General features: G+C 24.7%; 20 protein-coding genes. 9 read left to right on the top strand and 11 right to left on the bottom strand.

Going from position 1 to position 16114, the window contains the following annotated elements; genetic code table 11:
- Positions 1 to 214: 214 nt before the first annotated feature.
- Positions 215 to 1081 carry a DNA modification methylase gene (locus tag IC173_RS17090; RefSeq protein WP_227855943.1) on the top strand — a complete coding sequence of 289 codons (867 nt, stop codon included), beginning with the start codon at positions 215 to 217 and terminating at the stop codon, positions 1079 to 1081.
- A gap of 20 nt (positions 1082 to 1101) precedes the next feature.
- Positions 1102 to 1680, top strand: a complete 579-nt coding sequence (locus tag IC173_RS17085) for a hypothetical protein (RefSeq protein WP_227855942.1) — start codon at positions 1102 to 1104, stop codon at positions 1678 to 1680.
- A 94-nt stretch (positions 1681 to 1774) separates the two neighbouring features.
- On the opposite strand, the gene IC173_RS17080 is transcribed toward IC173_RS17085, so the two are convergent.
- Together IC173_RS17080 and IC173_RS17075 are read right to left on the bottom strand one after the other, a co-directional pair.
- A complete protein-coding gene (locus IC173_RS17080) occupies positions 1775 to 2146 on the bottom strand; it encodes a BlaI/MecI/CopY family transcriptional regulator (protein ID WP_227855941.1) in 372 nt (123 codons plus the stop codon).
- A 47-nt stretch (positions 2147 to 2193) separates the two neighbouring features.
- Positions 2194 to 2547 carry a hypothetical protein gene (locus IC173_RS17075; RefSeq protein ID WP_227855940.1) on the bottom strand — a complete coding sequence of 118 codons (354 nt, stop codon included), beginning with the start codon at positions 2545 to 2547 and terminating at the stop codon, positions 2194 to 2196.
- Positions 2548 to 2900: 353 nt separating this feature from the next.
- Between IC173_RS17075 and IC173_RS17070 the strand changes: the two genes are divergently transcribed.
- The 5 genes from IC173_RS17070 (at position 2901) to IC173_RS17050 (ending at position 6377) form a co-directional block, all read left to right on the top strand.
- Positions 2901 to 3047, top strand: coding sequence for a hypothetical protein (locus tag IC173_RS17070; protein WP_227855939.1), 147 nt, complete (start codon positions 2901 to 2903; stop codon positions 3045 to 3047).
- A gap of 47 nt (positions 3048 to 3094) precedes the next feature.
- Positions 3095 to 4111 carry a hypothetical protein gene (locus tag IC173_RS17065; RefSeq protein ID WP_227855938.1) on the top strand — a complete coding sequence of 339 codons (1017 nt, stop codon included), beginning with the start codon at positions 3095 to 3097 and terminating at the stop codon, positions 4109 to 4111.
- A gap of 257 nt (positions 4112 to 4368) precedes the next feature.
- Positions 4369 to 4920 carry a hypothetical protein gene (locus tag IC173_RS17060; RefSeq protein WP_227855937.1) on the top strand — a complete coding sequence of 184 codons (552 nt, stop codon included), beginning with the start codon at positions 4369 to 4371 and terminating at the stop codon, positions 4918 to 4920.
- A gap of 118 nt (positions 4921 to 5038) precedes the next feature.
- Complete coding sequence (locus IC173_RS17055) at positions 5039 to 5818, top strand: HipA domain-containing protein (protein WP_227855936.1); 780 nt, start codon at positions 5039 to 5041, stop codon at positions 5816 to 5818.
- On the top strand, positions 5811 to 6377 hold the full coding sequence (locus tag IC173_RS17050) for a hypothetical protein (protein ID WP_227855935.1): 567 nt from the start codon (positions 5811 to 5813) through the stop codon (positions 6375 to 6377). Before IC173_RS17055 ends, IC173_RS17050 begins: the two co-directional genes overlap by 8 nt.
- A 914-nt stretch (positions 6378 to 7291) precedes the next feature.
- On the opposite strand, the gene IC173_RS17045 is transcribed toward IC173_RS17050, so the two are convergent.
- The 9 genes from IC173_RS17045 to IC173_RS17005 form a co-directional block, all read right to left on the bottom strand.
- The gene (locus IC173_RS17045) at positions 7292 to 8470 is read right to left on the bottom strand and encodes a hypothetical protein (protein WP_227855934.1); all 1179 of its coding nucleotides are present in this window, start codon (positions 8468 to 8470) and stop codon (positions 7292 to 7294) included.
- Between the two features lie 72 nt (positions 8471 to 8542).
- Positions 8543 to 8806 carry a helix-turn-helix domain containing protein gene (locus IC173_RS17040; RefSeq protein ID WP_227855933.1) on the bottom strand — a complete coding sequence of 88 codons (264 nt, stop codon included), beginning with the start codon at positions 8804 to 8806 and terminating at the stop codon, positions 8543 to 8545.
- A gap of 29 nt (positions 8807 to 8835) precedes the next feature.
- Positions 8836 to 9222, bottom strand: a complete 387-nt coding sequence (locus IC173_RS17035) for a retropepsin-like aspartic protease (protein ID WP_227855932.1) — start codon at positions 9220 to 9222, stop codon at positions 8836 to 8838.
- Position 9223: 1 nt separating this feature from the next.
- Positions 9224 to 9469, bottom strand: coding sequence for a hypothetical protein (locus IC173_RS17030; RefSeq protein ID WP_227855931.1), 246 nt, complete (start codon positions 9467 to 9469; stop codon positions 9224 to 9226).
- Positions 9470 to 9537: 68 nt separating this feature from the next.
- Entirely contained in the window at positions 9538 to 9804 is a 267-nt protein-coding gene (locus IC173_RS17025) for a transposase family protein (RefSeq protein ID WP_227855930.1), read from the bottom strand.
- A 474-nt stretch (positions 9805 to 10278) separates the two neighbouring features.
- Positions 10279 to 11838 carry a hypothetical protein gene (locus IC173_RS17020; RefSeq protein ID WP_227855929.1) on the bottom strand — a complete coding sequence of 520 codons (1560 nt, stop codon included), beginning with the start codon at positions 11836 to 11838 and terminating at the stop codon, positions 10279 to 10281.
- A 5-nt stretch (positions 11839 to 11843) separates the two neighbouring features.
- Positions 11844 to 13259, bottom strand: coding sequence for a zinc-ribbon domain-containing protein (locus IC173_RS17015; protein WP_227855928.1), 1416 nt, complete (start codon positions 13257 to 13259; stop codon positions 11844 to 11846).
- A gap of 130 nt (positions 13260 to 13389) precedes the next feature.
- Positions 13390 to 13881, bottom strand: coding sequence for a hypothetical protein (locus IC173_RS17010; RefSeq protein ID WP_227855927.1), 492 nt, complete (start codon positions 13879 to 13881; stop codon positions 13390 to 13392).
- Positions 13871 to 14443: an integrase gene (locus IC173_RS17005; protein ID WP_227855926.1), complete on the bottom strand. Its 573-nt coding sequence runs from the start codon at positions 14441 to 14443 to the stop codon at positions 13871 to 13873. Before IC173_RS17005 ends, IC173_RS17010 begins: the two co-directional genes overlap by 11 nt.
- A 195-nt stretch (positions 14444 to 14638) precedes the next feature.
- On the opposite strand from IC173_RS17005, the gene IC173_RS17000 reads away from it, so the two are divergent.
- Both IC173_RS17000 and IC173_RS16995 read left to right on the top strand, forming a co-directional pair.
- Positions 14639 to 14821: a hypothetical protein gene (locus IC173_RS17000; RefSeq protein ID WP_227845824.1), complete on the top strand. Its 183-nt coding sequence runs from the start codon at positions 14639 to 14641 to the stop codon at positions 14819 to 14821.
- A 168-nt stretch (positions 14822 to 14989) separates the two neighbouring features.
- Positions 14990 to 15988, top strand: a complete 999-nt coding sequence (locus tag IC173_RS16995; RefSeq protein WP_227855925.1) for a hypothetical protein — start codon at positions 14990 to 14992, stop codon at positions 15986 to 15988.
- The last annotated feature ends 126 nt before the right edge of the window (positions 15989 to 16114 follow it).

Here is a 16114-nt window from a genome sequence, read left to right as displayed (position 1 = left end):
TGGAGGTTATTTTTATATTCCTTTCTGCAATATAATCCTAGATTGACATTGACAATATACTAATTATTCACTATATCTAAACATTAATTTTTTAGCGAAAATTTTTCAAATAAAATCAAAAAATACCCCATATTAGTAGTAAGAATAAATTAAGCTAGTTTTTAGCAATTAAAAATAAGCTGCATATGTCAGCAATAAAAGGAGTGTTTAAAATATGAAAAGTTTATTAAGTTATAAAGAAAGAGGACCTTATGGAGATTCTAGTTATCGTGGAAACACATCAGGTAAATTTATTATTGATTTACATAAGGTTTATCAGTTTAACTCTATCAGTGATTATATGTGTGGAAGTAATACAACTGCTCATGTCTCTAAAGAATTAAAAATCGAATCACATACCTATGATCTAAACATGGGATTTGATTTAATAAATAATGATATAAAAGAAAGAAATGAGTGTATTTTTTGGCATCCACCATACTGGGATATTATTCAATATAGTGGTAATGTCTATGGAGATAAACCTCTAGAAAATGATTTATCACATATACATGATTACTCTTTATTTATGAAAAAAATAAATTATTGCTTATCAAAACAGTTTGCAACTTTAGAAAAAGGTGGTCGATTAATCATTTTAACAGCTGATGTAAAAAAATCTGGAGCATTGTATTCCATGCTGTTAGATATGGATAAACTTGGTACGTTGGAACAAATAATTGTGAAGGAACAACATAATTGTTTAAGCGATAAAAAAAGCTATAAACATGAAGAATTCATAAGAATAGCTCATGAAACTGCATTGGTACTTAGAAGAAATCATCCATATATGTTAAACTTCTCTATTGTTAAAAAAGGTGTATGTGATTTAAGAGATAGTCTTAGTATAACTTGGAAAGACTTAGTCGCAACTGTAATAGAAAAATTAGGAAAAGTAGCAAGATTAGAAGATATCTATAAAGAAATTGAAGGTCATAAAAAATGCAATTCAAACAAACATTGGAAAGAAAAAATAAGACAAACACTTCAAATAAACTCTATTTTTACTAAACTAGAAAAAGGAGTTTGGGGAATATCATAAATTTTAAGGAGGTAATTTTTATGAATAAAATTTTAGAAATAAATACAAAAAATTATAATAAAATCATAGATGAATATATAGAAACTTGCATATCAAGTAAAGAAATTTTAAAATGGGGAGCTTTTATAACTAATAAAAAACTGTATCTTTCTCCTGCTGATAAAAATCTTGATACAAATAAGTATAATGATTTTGAGCTATTTAACAATTTGTTTGATAAGTATAAAGCTCAAAAAATATCATTGTATGAGTTGAAAAACTCTATTAATGATAGGATTTCTTCATTGCTATATTATTTTAATGAAAGGGAATATAATGTATCAAGTATAATGTCTAGTTTAAAGCATATGGTTGGTAAGATATATACATATGATATATTTATTGAAGAGATAAGAGAAACTATTGATTTCTGTATTGGTATTTTTGAATGGCCAGAAGATACTTCTGATTCAATTCTATCTGAATTAGATAATGGTATTTGCATTCGTGATATATATAATAATCAAGAAAATCTAGACATCAATTTCACTACAAAAATAATCTATACTGATTCACCTTCAAAATCTCTAATAGAAGTTACTAAAATTTCTTTACATTAAATTAATTATTTTATAAAATTGGGTTTATAAACTTCAAATAAAAAGCTATATTATATAAGAGTATTATTCTCTACTAATATAGCTTTTTGATTTCTTATTTTAAGTTATCTCTCCAGTTTTTCAAATAATTTCTTTCTTCATCTGTTAATTGATCACAAGTTGATAATGAATCTAATAGACTACCTGTAGAACCATCATGGATATTACAAATGAACTCTTTTGTCTCAAATTTTATATATTCATCTTTCATAATTATTGATTCATAATAAGTATATTTCCCTATTTTTACTGAATTTAAAAAACCTTTATTGGCTAATCTTGATAGTAGTGTTAGTGTTGTAGTTTGTTTCCATCCATATTTTTTATGCATGGCATTAGTAATATCAATTGATGCCATTTGAGTATCTGACTTCCATATAAATTTCATCACTTTTAATTCTGTTGGTGCTACCTTTTTAATTATCATTTTATTTATACCTTTCATATTTATTTTTAAAATATAGAGTCTTTATTTTAATTAAAGTTAGTAAATGAATAATCTTTTACCAACTTTCTAAAGTCTTTTTTATTAAGTTTATTTAATCGTATATAGTTGGTATTATCTAAAATATATTTTTTATCAGGCTCTATGCCTAAATCTAAAGCATCTACTATTTTTTTATATTTAATTAGATTTCCCTTTTCATCACACTCAATTAGAAATAAAAATCCCTCTACTTCTACTATTTTAAAAAGCTCATATCTTCCATACTCTTCACTATCTATAGACAAAAGTATATCTTCTAGTTTTAAAGTATCAAATTGAATACCTGTTTCATTTTCTATAATTTCTTTTAATAAGTTCAATTCTTTTTCATTATCTACCATAAAATTATGTCCCCCTAAAGTTAGTATTTTTAACTTCTAAATTACTTTTTCATGTTTCTATAATCTTTTCTATGTCTTCATATAGTTTCTCCTTTTCTTAATCTTGACAATTGCAATTTCATTTTTATTTGCTAATAAATAGCTGATTCCTTCGTCTAAATTAATATGGGTCATTTTTAATTTTTATTTGAAAATATTTGATATAAAAGATAATCTTTTAAATATTGTTAGGCCATGAGACACTTGAATTATTTTAAATCATATAGTTACCCTTATCAAAATGATATATAATAAATTTATAAAAAAATAAGGAGGTAATAAAATATGGATGTAAAAAAGATAGCAAAAAAATCATGTTGAGACGTTGCATAACTCAATTTAATGAAGAGTATGAAAGATATTATCCTGAAAGCAAGAAATTATTTTATTTACTTTTATCAGATGAAGATAATGATATAGATATGGTATGCAGTCTTTTATATGATAAAAAACTAATATAAGATATCTAAAACTTTGATTATAAAAACAATATTGGGTGGGATAAGACTTGACAAGTATTGATTATGAAAGTATTGGAAAAAGAGCATTTGAATGGTGTTTAAATTCTTTAAAATCAACCTATAAAACATTCACAGATACAGATTTAGACATAGATATAAAATATTGGGTTAATAATGATATATCCATTGGTGGTAGAAGTTCTTTTGATGGAAAAAATTATTTATTGTCAATAAATAAAGGCGTTTTCAAAGAGATTGATAGCATTTTCTATACTTTATTAGAGAGTGAACTTGAAGAAAATCAAAAAACTAGAGAAGATTTTTATCAAAAAGTTTCTTTTGAGTTTGGAGATTATGATAGACAAAGAGCTAAGATTTATTCGGAAATACTAATCACATTATCTATAGATATAATTATATTTCATGAATTAGGACATATAATGGATGGACATTTAGGATACTTAAATGAACTTAAATCTGGATGTACTGCATATTTAAATAATTCTGTTTCAAATGATGTAGATAATCTAGTAAATCAGATCCTTGAGATGGATGCAGATTCCTTTGCTGCAACTAGAATAATAGATGCAATCATATATGATAAAAACATAGATAATTATAATAAAACACATGAAAATATAATAAAAAGCAAAAATCATGCGTTTTGGTTAGCTACAGTAGCTGCAACAGTAGTTTTTAGTTTGCAAGGTATGGGACGATCTAGAGCTGAAAAAGAACTTAAACTAGCTTATTACTTACCACTAAGAACAAGACATCATCATTTCATAAACTGCCTTATTGCATCTCACAATGCAATAGAGGTTAAAGAAAGATTAAAGTTTACAGAAGATTTTCTTATGGAAGTTATTCCCAATATAGAGGAATTTATTAATTTATATTTTAGAGGTACATTTGACTTTGATGAAATAGATGCGAATTTAAATAATAACTTACATGAATTAGATAAAAGTTATATAGATCATTATCATGAGTTAAATCGTATATGGACTAGAGACATAAGGGATAAATTAGTACAATATTCATACTTTGAACTGGCAGATTAGTTGTAATTTAATTTTATCTAACTGTCATTAGTTCAAAATATAATATTTATTCAGAATAATAGAAAACAATTACTATTTATCGAATTTACAAAAAAGATAACCTTCTTACTTGAAGGCTATCTTTTTTATTGTAAAAATTAAATTTATTTCAAAAATATTTGGTTTTTATACCATATTATATTTAATAAAAATTTTAAGCATATTTAATGCATATAAAAAAATAAGCTGCGTATGTCAGCAATAAGGGGGAGTATTTTTTGATTAAACCAAAAATGTTAAATAAACATAGTGTACTTTTTATTGTAAATATTCTAAAAAAATTACATATAAGTGTATACCTATCAATTCCATTATTATGTCTGCTATTGATATTACCAAAACAATTAATCTATCTTTTTATGTTAATTATATTGTTTCATTCAATTGGCAAGTTATATGAAAACAAATCTAGAAGTATTAACCTTCTACATAAAGTAACTGAAGATAATATTGATCCTTCTGATAATGCTAAAACTACTGACACTTATCAAGAATCTGAATTTAAAGATACTTTATTTATTAATCAAGTAGTTGATAAGAAAGAATATTATATACTACATGATTTTAAAGTTGATTGGAAGATCTGCATTGAGGGAACAATTATACATATAACAACTGTAAAATTATTCTATCATGACAGTAAAACTACAGCAAAAATATATATATTTGATAACAACATTGATATATATTTTGATGATAACATAACACTTGAATTTCTTTATTATAAGCTACAGGAGTGTGATAGCTTTTTAGAGCTTACAACAAGCTAAAAATTATTCAAATAAAATACTGTAAAAGTTAATAAACTTTGATAATATTAGTTGTATAAACAAAAAAATATATCTATATCATATAGCATATACGAGATATGTAAAGGAGATATAAAAAATGTTAAATTCACATGAACAAAATAAGTTTAATATAAATGGTACTTTTGGAGCAAATGCTTCTTCTAAAGGTATGCTATATAAATGGACAGCTTATTTAAATGGAAAATTGGTATATATCAAGACTGGTGTAAAATACAGAAACACATATAGTGACATACAACCACTCACAGAAGTCTTAGTATCACAGATACTAGATAGTCTAAAAGTAAATCATGTTAAATATTATTACGATAAAATGAACAGAAATAATAAGATATATGATGTTTGTTATTCATTTGACTTTGCTGAAGGTTATAAATACACTACAATAAGAGAGCTTGTTGGTACTAATAATTCTGACTTATATACACATTTAATAAACAATCTTTATTTGGATAAAAAAGAGCTAGATACCATGATAATAGTAGATTTTTTAATAAATAATATTGACAGACATCTGCGAAATTTTGGTATGCTACAAGATGAACATGGTACTTTAAAATTTGCACCACTTTTTGATCATGGTTTTGCTTTATATGGAAATATAATAGATGAGGAATTAGAGCTAGATAGTCCTGAGTTTCTTGAATCAATAGATGAATGTAAACCATTTAAAAGTTCACACTATGAGCAAATAGGCTTAATCTCAGATATAAGTTTTAAAATAAATACTAATGAAATATTAGAAATCGTTGATAGTTATAAAAAATATTTAAAACCACATAGATTGGAGTGCATTAAGTACTTATTAAAGATAAGAATTGAATATTTAAAAGAAAGGGGAATTTTATATGAATGATTTGTCTAGTGATAAATTTAGATTTAGTGATAAATTATTTATAAAAAATAATGGAGTGATAGGAAACAATGACTTATATCTTTTAAAATATAAAAATGATACTACAGGTATTTTAATCTATAACATAATAGATGATAAATTTTCATTTAAACAAAATAAAAAATATAAGGGAATGAACCCTTTTCCAATCACAAATATATTAAAAAATCTAGATAGTGATAAATGGGATGAATTTATAAGAATATGGATAGAAGAAAGAGTTATTCAGGAGTGTAGACCAGAGGTAAATGATATATTAAAAGAATTTAAATTAGGATATTATGATGTGTGGGATATTTGCAGAAGTAATCTTGCTATGAGTATAGAAGATTTCTTTTGGATTACAAAAGATATTAATTTAAAGTATGAAGATTTCAATGTCCGTTATTGTGCTTTAAACAACATTACTCCCAAATATCAACCACCTTTTCCTATAGTTAAGTATCCTACTTACTTTGAGAAGCAAAAAATTATAGATGGAGAACCCTGGCTATATGAGTTAAAAGATATCAATACTTAATTATGTTAAAGCTATAATATATAAAAAATTAAAAAATATTCAAACTAGACAAAAAAGAGTTATTTAAAAATATAAGTTTATATTTTTAAATAACTCTTTTAATTTTTTTTCAAATAAAAATTAAAAATGCCACATATTAGATATGAGAAAAAATTAAGCTATATTTATCAGCTATAAAAGAGGGAGATTTTTTATAAAATCAAAATCATTATTATCAAATTATTAAGGAAAACAAATTAAAGCACTTCAAAATTTCAATTAAGGTACTAGACAAAACATTTTTAAAACTAAAAATATTTTATTTAATCTTAGATTACCAGTAACATATCCAAATGGCTCAAATACTATCTTAAAAAAAGAAAAATCAAAGAAAATAATGAAACAAAAGAAGTTGCATTATTTTACTCAAAAAAACTAAATCAAATGGAAATAGTATAATTCCTAAAGAAAATGTTTTCAGTCTCTTGAATGAAGAATTTCTTCTTGTAAATTGTGGTTATGATGATTTGTTACTTATTCTTTAATCAGAAATTATATCATATATTTAATAATAACAATTAAATACAAAACTTAAAATCAATAATTAGAGAATAATAACAATTTGTACACCAAAGTAACTGCAATATAGGCAATAAAATATAAAATCTAATAATAGTACATTGTAAATATATTATTGATTTTTTATAATAACTTAATTAATAATTATGATAACTATATTTATATAATGGAAAATTAAGTTATTAATATTAATAAAAATCTTTATATTGTTTATAAAATTTAACTAAAATAGACATAAAAAATAGAGCTAATAAGAGATTATAAGCTCTTACTAGCTCTATTTAAGAATTATTGAGTTGTAAATGTAAACCCTAATAGGAGTAGCCAAAATTAATTTTTTTGAACTACTCCAGATATTAAATTGCTATTGCTAAACTTCCATATTTATTTATACTCTGTACAATCAATGTTCTTATAAATGCACCAGGATTATTTATTTCACTGTAGTTTATATCATCTTCGTCTATCGTATATTTATTGAACATATAATCTAGTGCAGCCAAAACTCTATTCTCTCCATATTGAACAGCAAGGCCAACTAAATCTCCTACTATAATTTCTTTTTCAAGTTCTAGTTTGGTAATTAAATCTTCTTCAAATAAGTTATATTTATCTAAATTTATCTGAGATAACACCTTGCTATAATTAGAACTTAAAGAGCAACCTGTATCTTCAAAGAATTTCAAAATTTTTATTCTTATAGGTTCAGTATATTTCTTTGAGATGGTTTCTTTCGTCTCGTAACGCTTTGTATCAATGGTGTCATTACTTACATCAAATAAAGTTTTAGAACCTCTCAGGAATGCTTCTGTGAGCTTATTAGATTTCAGTATGTAAGAAGGAAGTACTGATATAAGATTATCTTTTTTAAATCGTATTTTCTTACCTAACTTACTTCCTTTAGCATCAGCCCAAAGTAATTTCTTTATTTCAAGTTTTAATTCATTTACATTTTCAAAACTTAATAGATGATTTAAGGTATCTAAAGACATAGTTATATAACCTTTTCCACCATCTTCTTTTTTAAGATGATTTCTATATTCTCCATCAATAACTATATCAAATTTACCTCTTTTAACTTCTGTAGAATAAACTAATCCAACTTGCAATAACATATTATGATTATGTCTAGCTGTTACAACTGAAAAATTACATATATCAGCTATACTTGCAAATGACACTGATTTTCTAACATAGTTTTTATTAGATACTATGAAGTGGTATGCTAAGTATTGCTTTATAGCGCTTTTACTTAAAGCTATACATCTATTTTCATTAGTTACAATCTCTATTATACCTATTTCTGTTTCCTTTTCTGTAACATAGGAAAATTCTGCTATAGATTTTAATTTAGGACAATCTAAACAGAATTCACTTAGCTTATTAGTATCAAAAGAAGGATTATTTTTTATTGCACAAGAATTACAAGCAGAACTATCTATTTTCTCTACTTTTCTTGTAGATGTCTTGAAAGTCTCTAACATAACATTAAGTTTTGATTTTGATATTCTAGCAACTGGCTTTAATTCTTGCATATTATAATCCTCCTTTCTTAATTTATAATATAAGTATACTAATTTTGTTTCCTGTTGTAAATATAGAAACACTTAATATTTAAAATCTTTTATACTTTGTATTATTCCTGTGCTTGTCTTATATTTTTTAGCAATTGCCCTAATAGTACTGTTTTCTAATTCATTTCTGATTTGTTTTTGCATTTCATCATTAAACCTCTTACTTCTTCTTCCCTGTTGAACTACATAACAATTTTCATTTTCTAATGTCTCATATACAATACCAGCTTTATCTAGCTTCTCTTTTTCTGAACTATCTACAATAAAGACTACTTTATCTTTATATTTAATACTCATATTGTGATAACTCCTTATATAAATATGTTTTATTTTTTTATTAATAAATTATCTACTAAATCAATAATCAAATTAGCATTTCTTAAAAAATCTAATCCTAATAAACCATTTACTTTTTCTTCTGGATCAATCTCCCCAAAATCCAATCTGATATTTTCAAGAATTATATCACCGCAAATAACTTTATCAACTGATTTTCTTACTGAATATTGAACAGCACCACCATAACCAGAAGCTTTTACAATTGTATCATTGTCATTAAATCCTATATCTGATTTTTCCAAATAAGAAGATGATATGATAGTGTGAGATGCACCTGTGTCAATTATTACATCTTTAATAAGTATGTTTTTATTTTCAATTGAAATTTCTATATCTGTATATAATAAGCCTTTTTTGTATTTGAAAATTTTCATTTTATAAACCTCTTCTTACACCAATATGTTTAATAAGATCTATTATAAATTCTTCATTTTTGGTATTATATACAATTTCTCTATCTTTACATCTATTGAATTCTTTTAGTGCTTCTTTACTATCATGAATAACTTTGACAAGGGCTACTTCATCTATATACTCTTTTTCATCATATACATGTGATTTTAAAATTTCTAGTTTGACAAATGAATTAGGGTATAAATTTCTAACTTCTGACCATTTCATAGAAATCAACTCCTTTACACTATAGGAATATTATAACATTTTTGTTTCTTAAATAAAATAAGAAACAATTAATATTTATAATCTTTGACACTTTGTATTATTCCTGTACTTGTACCATATTTTTTTGCGATATTTCTGATAGTATCAGTTTTAAGTTCAGTTCTTATTTGCTCCTGCATTTCTTCTGTGAATCTCTTTTTTCTACCAATTTTCTTTTTATCAATGGCATAGAAATTTCCTTGCAAATCAATATATTCTATATTTTTTTTCTGTAATTGACTGATTTCACTAGTTTTAACCAAAACAAACTCTTCATCATTATATTTAATACTCATAATTTTCTCCTTTAAAAAATCAATAATTTGATAAGTACGGAGCTGGTATAGCCATTTTTTGTATGATACCTTTTTACTTAAACTTATCTTACCCAAAAAATAAATTTATGTCTATATTTGTTAAGTACGGAGCTGATACGGTCATTTAGCTCAAATAGAGTGATTTCAACGTCTTCTGTTAAGTACGGAGCTGATACGGTCATTTAGCTCAAATAGAGTGATTTCAGAAGACGTGAGGTTTGAAATTACTAAGAAAAGTAAAAAAGATGTTACAAAAAAAATTTTTCGACAAGGAAATAATCAAAAAAAGGGCTATTTTTTGTTAAGTACGGAGCTGATACGGTCATTTACATTTTTTGAAAAATCTACTTTTTGTTAAGTACGGAGTTTATACGGTCATTTTGCCTTTTTTATTAAATTCAGCTAAAATAAATTCGACATTTTTTGTTAAGTACGGAGCTTATACGATCATTTTTAAGACTTATCTTCTATCATATAATCAGGAAGAGAAAGTATAGTATTATTTATAAGACGTTTTCTTTTTTCAAAATCTTCATAGAAATAAACATCAAAATACGAATTTCCTCTTTTATAGTCTTTAATTATGAATTGATTTTCTTTTATCTCGTTAAAGCCTAACTCTAAGTATTCCATATTTTGTTTTACTGTTTTACTTTTATTAAGGTGGACATCAAATTTTAAATCTTCTATATCATATCTAAAGCTTTTATTCCTTATGTCTTCACCACAAGATATAAGAAAAGACCTTCTACCTTCCAAAAAATAAGCTAAATTAATTGACTGTGTTAATTGTAATTTTTCGAGTTCATTTCTATACATTATATCTGTATTAACTCTTTCTACCTCCTCAATAAAAGATTTTGTGATTTTAACTAACTCTCTATTGTTGTTATTTTCATCATTTACGATTGTTGTGCTAGAAAATAAATTAAAACTAATTTCATATTTCAATTCACCTTTATCATTAGTTTGATTTGAATAAAAAGTATAGTAAGGTAACTTTAATAGTCTATTCTTTATATTAATATAATTCTTTTTGCCATCTGAAAGTCCCAAGTACTTCACTAAATCGCCCAAATAAAATGAAAATGAGTTCATATGGCTATAAGTATAAACAAATCGAATAATTTCAAGGTCTTGCTTATCTAAATATATTTTTGGCAAAGCTTTTTTTTCTGTATCAGGATTTATTAACTCTAGTTTAAGGTTTTCAATATTTTCATCTTGTCCAATTGAAAATTTATAGAAAAAGTTCATTTGTTTTCCTGAAAGATTCTTAGCACTATAGTCATCTGACATGTATTCATTTTCATTTTTCTTAACATTTAAATGCGAGTATCTTTTTCCCTTTGTGAAAGGTAAAAAAATACCTGGTGAAATATGTGGAGGTGTCTTTATAGCAATTTTATTAATATCAAAGTCATAATCATCTTTTAGCACTTCTGTTATACACATTAATATATCATGTATAAATGCAGAATTTATTTTACTAGTACTAAGTTCTTGCAAGTATGGATAATCACATATATTATAATTGGAGCTTGATTTCCATTCATCTAAAAAATCTTTTCTTTGCTCCTCTAATTCTTTTGGATTTTTTACTCCAGCACTAATGATTCTTCCATTTTTCAAATATTCATTTTCAATAATTTCTAATTCTTTTTTTAGGTATTTACTACTTTTTTTTCTTGAAGATTTAGTATCTTCATTTAGAGAATCTAAAGTCATATCAGACCATCTCTTTTTTAGTTTTAATGATGAGGAATTCTCTTGATTTCTTAATTTTCTAACATCATTTACCGTATTCATCTTTTTAAACTTATCTGAAATAAGAGAATATAGAAATTCTTCAAATGCCAAGCTAATTTCTTCAGCAGACATACCTTTTAATCTAAATATTTCAAAATATTTCCTAGTTATCATTTTAAATCTATCATTATCATATATAATATGATAAATCAAGTTAATTCTATTTAAATCACTTTGTTCATTAGTTGTGTTATCTTTAGACATTTTAATTATTCCTCCTCTCTATATTTCTCTTGATAAATTATTTTTATATTATTAGCTGACAACTTATAACCTAGTTCATTTTTCAAATCATCTACATTTTTCACTGTTAACTTTAAACCATTCTCTTCTGCAACCTTCATTTTATGCATAAATCCAGAGTAATACAATGTTTTCATACTTAGATTTATATCAATATTACTAGACATAAGCAATTTATTAAGCCAACTATTTAATATATTAAATCTTCTTACTAATGTTGGGTATGCCATAATATTAGTGCCAAAATTGTTTCGTTCTTCTGGTTTTGTTTTTATTAAATAATTAGAATCCATGTTAAATGCATACATTGAATTAGTTGTATTTTTCTTATCATCATCTAAGAATTGAGCGTAATACTTTTGATTTAATGTTTCTTTAGCGTACAAACTTAGGGTATCATCCATTATCAATACTCTATTTTTTAACTTTAAAGTATTAGTCTCAAAATCTAAATCACTCTTTTTTATCTCTCTTAAATCTTCTCCTTTATTACCTAGTATCCCATTCCAAATTGCATATAATATAAATTTATCCTGCCAATTCATAAGATCACTACATATCCAATTAAGTTCATCTTTTGTAAGATATTTGTCTGCATTATTTTCAAGCTGAGATATTTTTAAGGCCTCAAATTTAACTTCATACCCTAGTAATTTAAATATATTGTTTAATGAAACTATGAAACTTTGCATACCTGCATATGTTTCTTTAGTAGAATATTTTTCAATATAATTTGAACTATCTTCTTCACTGAAGAAAGCATGAAAGTGATTATCTTTTTCCATAAGTTTATTATTATTTTTAAGATATTCAAAAAGATGAATATATCTTGATATTAAATAAGATTTATTAAAATCATTTAATTTCTGTTTATCTACTATTTTAGAAAAATCATCTATATTCAACATATTATATTCATTTGTCTTTTTATCATGTTTTTTCATATGTTTGTCTATAAAATTTGTATTAGTTATTTTGCTTATTTTTCTTTCAAAAATTTCTCCACATACAGGACATTCAAATTTAAAAACTTTATTTGAGGTAGGAGCTAACTCGCTAATTTTTAAATCATTTTCATTGCTCCAGTATTTTTTTAAATCTGGAAACTTAGATTCAAAAGATGTCTTTTTATTAACTTTATGTACTTTTTTATGTTTGCACACTGGACATCTGCTATTATTCTTAGTAAAATTACTACATCTAACCTCATAATCTTCATGTTTCTTATTTTCCAGACATTTAATCCATACTTTTACATTTGCACTACTTGGAGATATCTCATATGGACTTATCTCATTCTTACTACTCCAATACTTATTTATAAAATCTGCATCTGTATTTTCAATATGATGTTCTGCAAAACTAGTCTTTCTTTTAGCCATTAATTCACCGCCTATATTAAAAGGTATTGTATATATATTATACCATAATTAAATAGAAATATACAAAAAAATAACTCCTTCATGGAGTTATTTTAAATTAAAACTACGATTTTAATTTAATTAATTTGGATTAAAAATATCCTAAACCACTAAAGCCTTTTACGTTTATAATTAAGTTGCCATCTTTATCAATAGAATTAATTTCTACCTCAACAACTCGTTTTGATAAGCCAGCAAAGTATGCGACTTCAACTGATTTTGTTTCATTAAGTTTATTTTTATACTTTAATATAGCATGGACTTCAGAACCAGTATTCCCTCTATAAAAAATAGAACATGATTCTTTCGGTTTTATTTCCTTAAATTCAGTTAGAAATAAGGTATCTTTGCTATCAATATTTAGCTCAACATCCAATTTTTCAATTATAATATTACTATTATTGTTCACATTAAAAGTCAGACCATTTCTATAAAACAGATATTTTCCTTGAATCATAAAAAGAATTAATATTCCAGTAATTACTAGTAATATAATGATTTTACCTATGTTTATCAGTATTCTTTTAAAAGTACCTTCTTTTAAACTTGGTATAATTTTATCATTTAGAAAATTATTTATCATATTTTTTTATATACTCCAACAAGGCCATACTCATCAAATCTGACTTATTAAATTCTCTAAACTTTTCACAAAAACCATCAAATAAATTCCATGATTCTTTATTTAATCTTACTGTGGTTCTTATAGCATCTTTTGAAGGTAAATCAATCTTAATACCATCTTGTACAACTTCTATGACACTTGTATCATCTTTATTTTCAAACCAATTTAATACACCTTGTATCTTATCATAGTCTTTTGCTAAAGATATTATATTATTTTTAAATTGATTGTCAATTACTACGTTATGACTGTTGTCATCTTCTATTGCAATATTAAATCTACTATCACTACTACTCTGTGATTTACTGTTTATTACCTTTGTCATATTGTTGTCACCAATAAAAATATATTCATCATTGATACGCTTATAACCTCTTTTAGTAAGATATTTTCTTATACTACTTTCAGATACACCAAGTTCTATAGCAACTCTAGTCAAGCTTTTACTATCATTTAACTTATCATTAATATACTTAACTATATATGTTATATCATTATTTTTTAAATCATTCCAAGTCATGTAATCACCTCTAAAATAAGTATACTACATGAGGTTATGCTTGTCATACTATGTTCATCAGTTAACTAAGAGTTTTTATTTACATATATTTCTAAAATGTAACAAACTTTGATATAATTTATTTAGAAATAACATATTAAGTTAAATAAAAATTATATTAAATAAGATTTTGAATTATTTATTAAGGAGAAATAGATGCTTAAAATATTGTTTATTTTATTAGCAGTTTTTGTAATTATAAAACTATCTATTTTGATATTTAAGGATGCATTAAAATTTTTAAATATCTTTGAAAATAAGGAAGAAAGCTTTATTGGGTGGTTAGTGTTATGTATATTAGCTTTAGTTATTTACCATTTAATAGATATAATATTATAAATAAATATATGAGTTATTATATCTAAATATAAAAATTATTGTATTTATAACTAAATTATTGTCCAATTATGCATGTAGAATGACCAGTTTTACTAATTTATTGATTTTTCTAAATATTATTGCTAGTATTCGAAATAAGGGAAGATTAATTTATAGGAGGATGTTATAATGAAAAAATTAAGATTAAAATTAACAAGTTTAACATTGACATCTATGCTTTTAGTAGCGACTTCAACAAATGCGTATGCAACTTCAGTAAAATCTACAGATTTGGATATTGATAGAGTAGCAGACGTATTAACCGTATCAGAAGAATATAGTAATTTACTAAAAGATGTAGGAATATCCCCTAGTGAACTGAAAGACTTGCAGCCTAAGGGAGAAACATTTAGGCAACAATGTAAGCAATATTTAAATTTAGAAAAATACTCAAACACCCCTAAAATTTATAGCGAACAACCAATAAAACACACAACTAATGCAAGTCAATTATCATACGCAATGTCAGTAGCTAGAAAAAATCAAGAAGTAGGAGCTTCAAAGTATAATGATGAGGTAGTATATATGTATTTATCTCATTTTATAGATTTTGAAGGAAATAATTATGAGGAAGGTTTATGTACATATATCACTAAATATGATAGAGAAGCTTATGATCAATATTTAAGTAGAGGTTCTGCTTTTAAAAGTGCTAATTCTATGCGTTCTGTTATAACATATGTACTTTCAGTAAAATCAGATTTACCAGCAGTATATAATAGTATTCTGGATATTAAAAATGCAAATTTACAAACTATATCAGATTTACTAGCTACTGGAATAGATATTTATTACTATCAACCAACAATTAAAAACGATGTAGTTCCTTTATTTAAAGATGCATATAATAAATATGATAATCCTCAAGATATAATCTCAGATGTTAAAAATAGTATGGACATAAAATATGGTGATTATAATGAACAAATAATAATAGCAACAGTAGGGATAATGTTTTCTGTCTTAACTCTAACACCTCCAGTTATGGCTATGTTGGCAGAAGTAAATTTATATAGTATGATAATCAAAGACATATTTGATAAAGCAAATTATGCTGGATTACAATATTCTAGAAGTGCAAGAAAAGCAGAAAGATTTAATTTATGGATGGAAGAAAATGGAATGTAAATAGAAAAGGATAGGTAATTATGTATTGTAAAAATTGTAACTTACACTATGATGATAAATTTGAAATATGCCCTAATTGTAATCAACATTTAAATTTCGATGATGAAGAAATGAAACAAAAAAAAA

This window comes from Clostridioides sp. ES-S-0048-02, assembly GCF_020658495.1.
Lineage (GTDB): Bacteria > Bacillota > Clostridia > Peptostreptococcales > Peptostreptococcaceae > Clostridioides.
The sequence above is the reverse complement of the archived record's forward strand: the minus strand, read 5'-3'. Positions and strand labels throughout refer to the sequence as shown.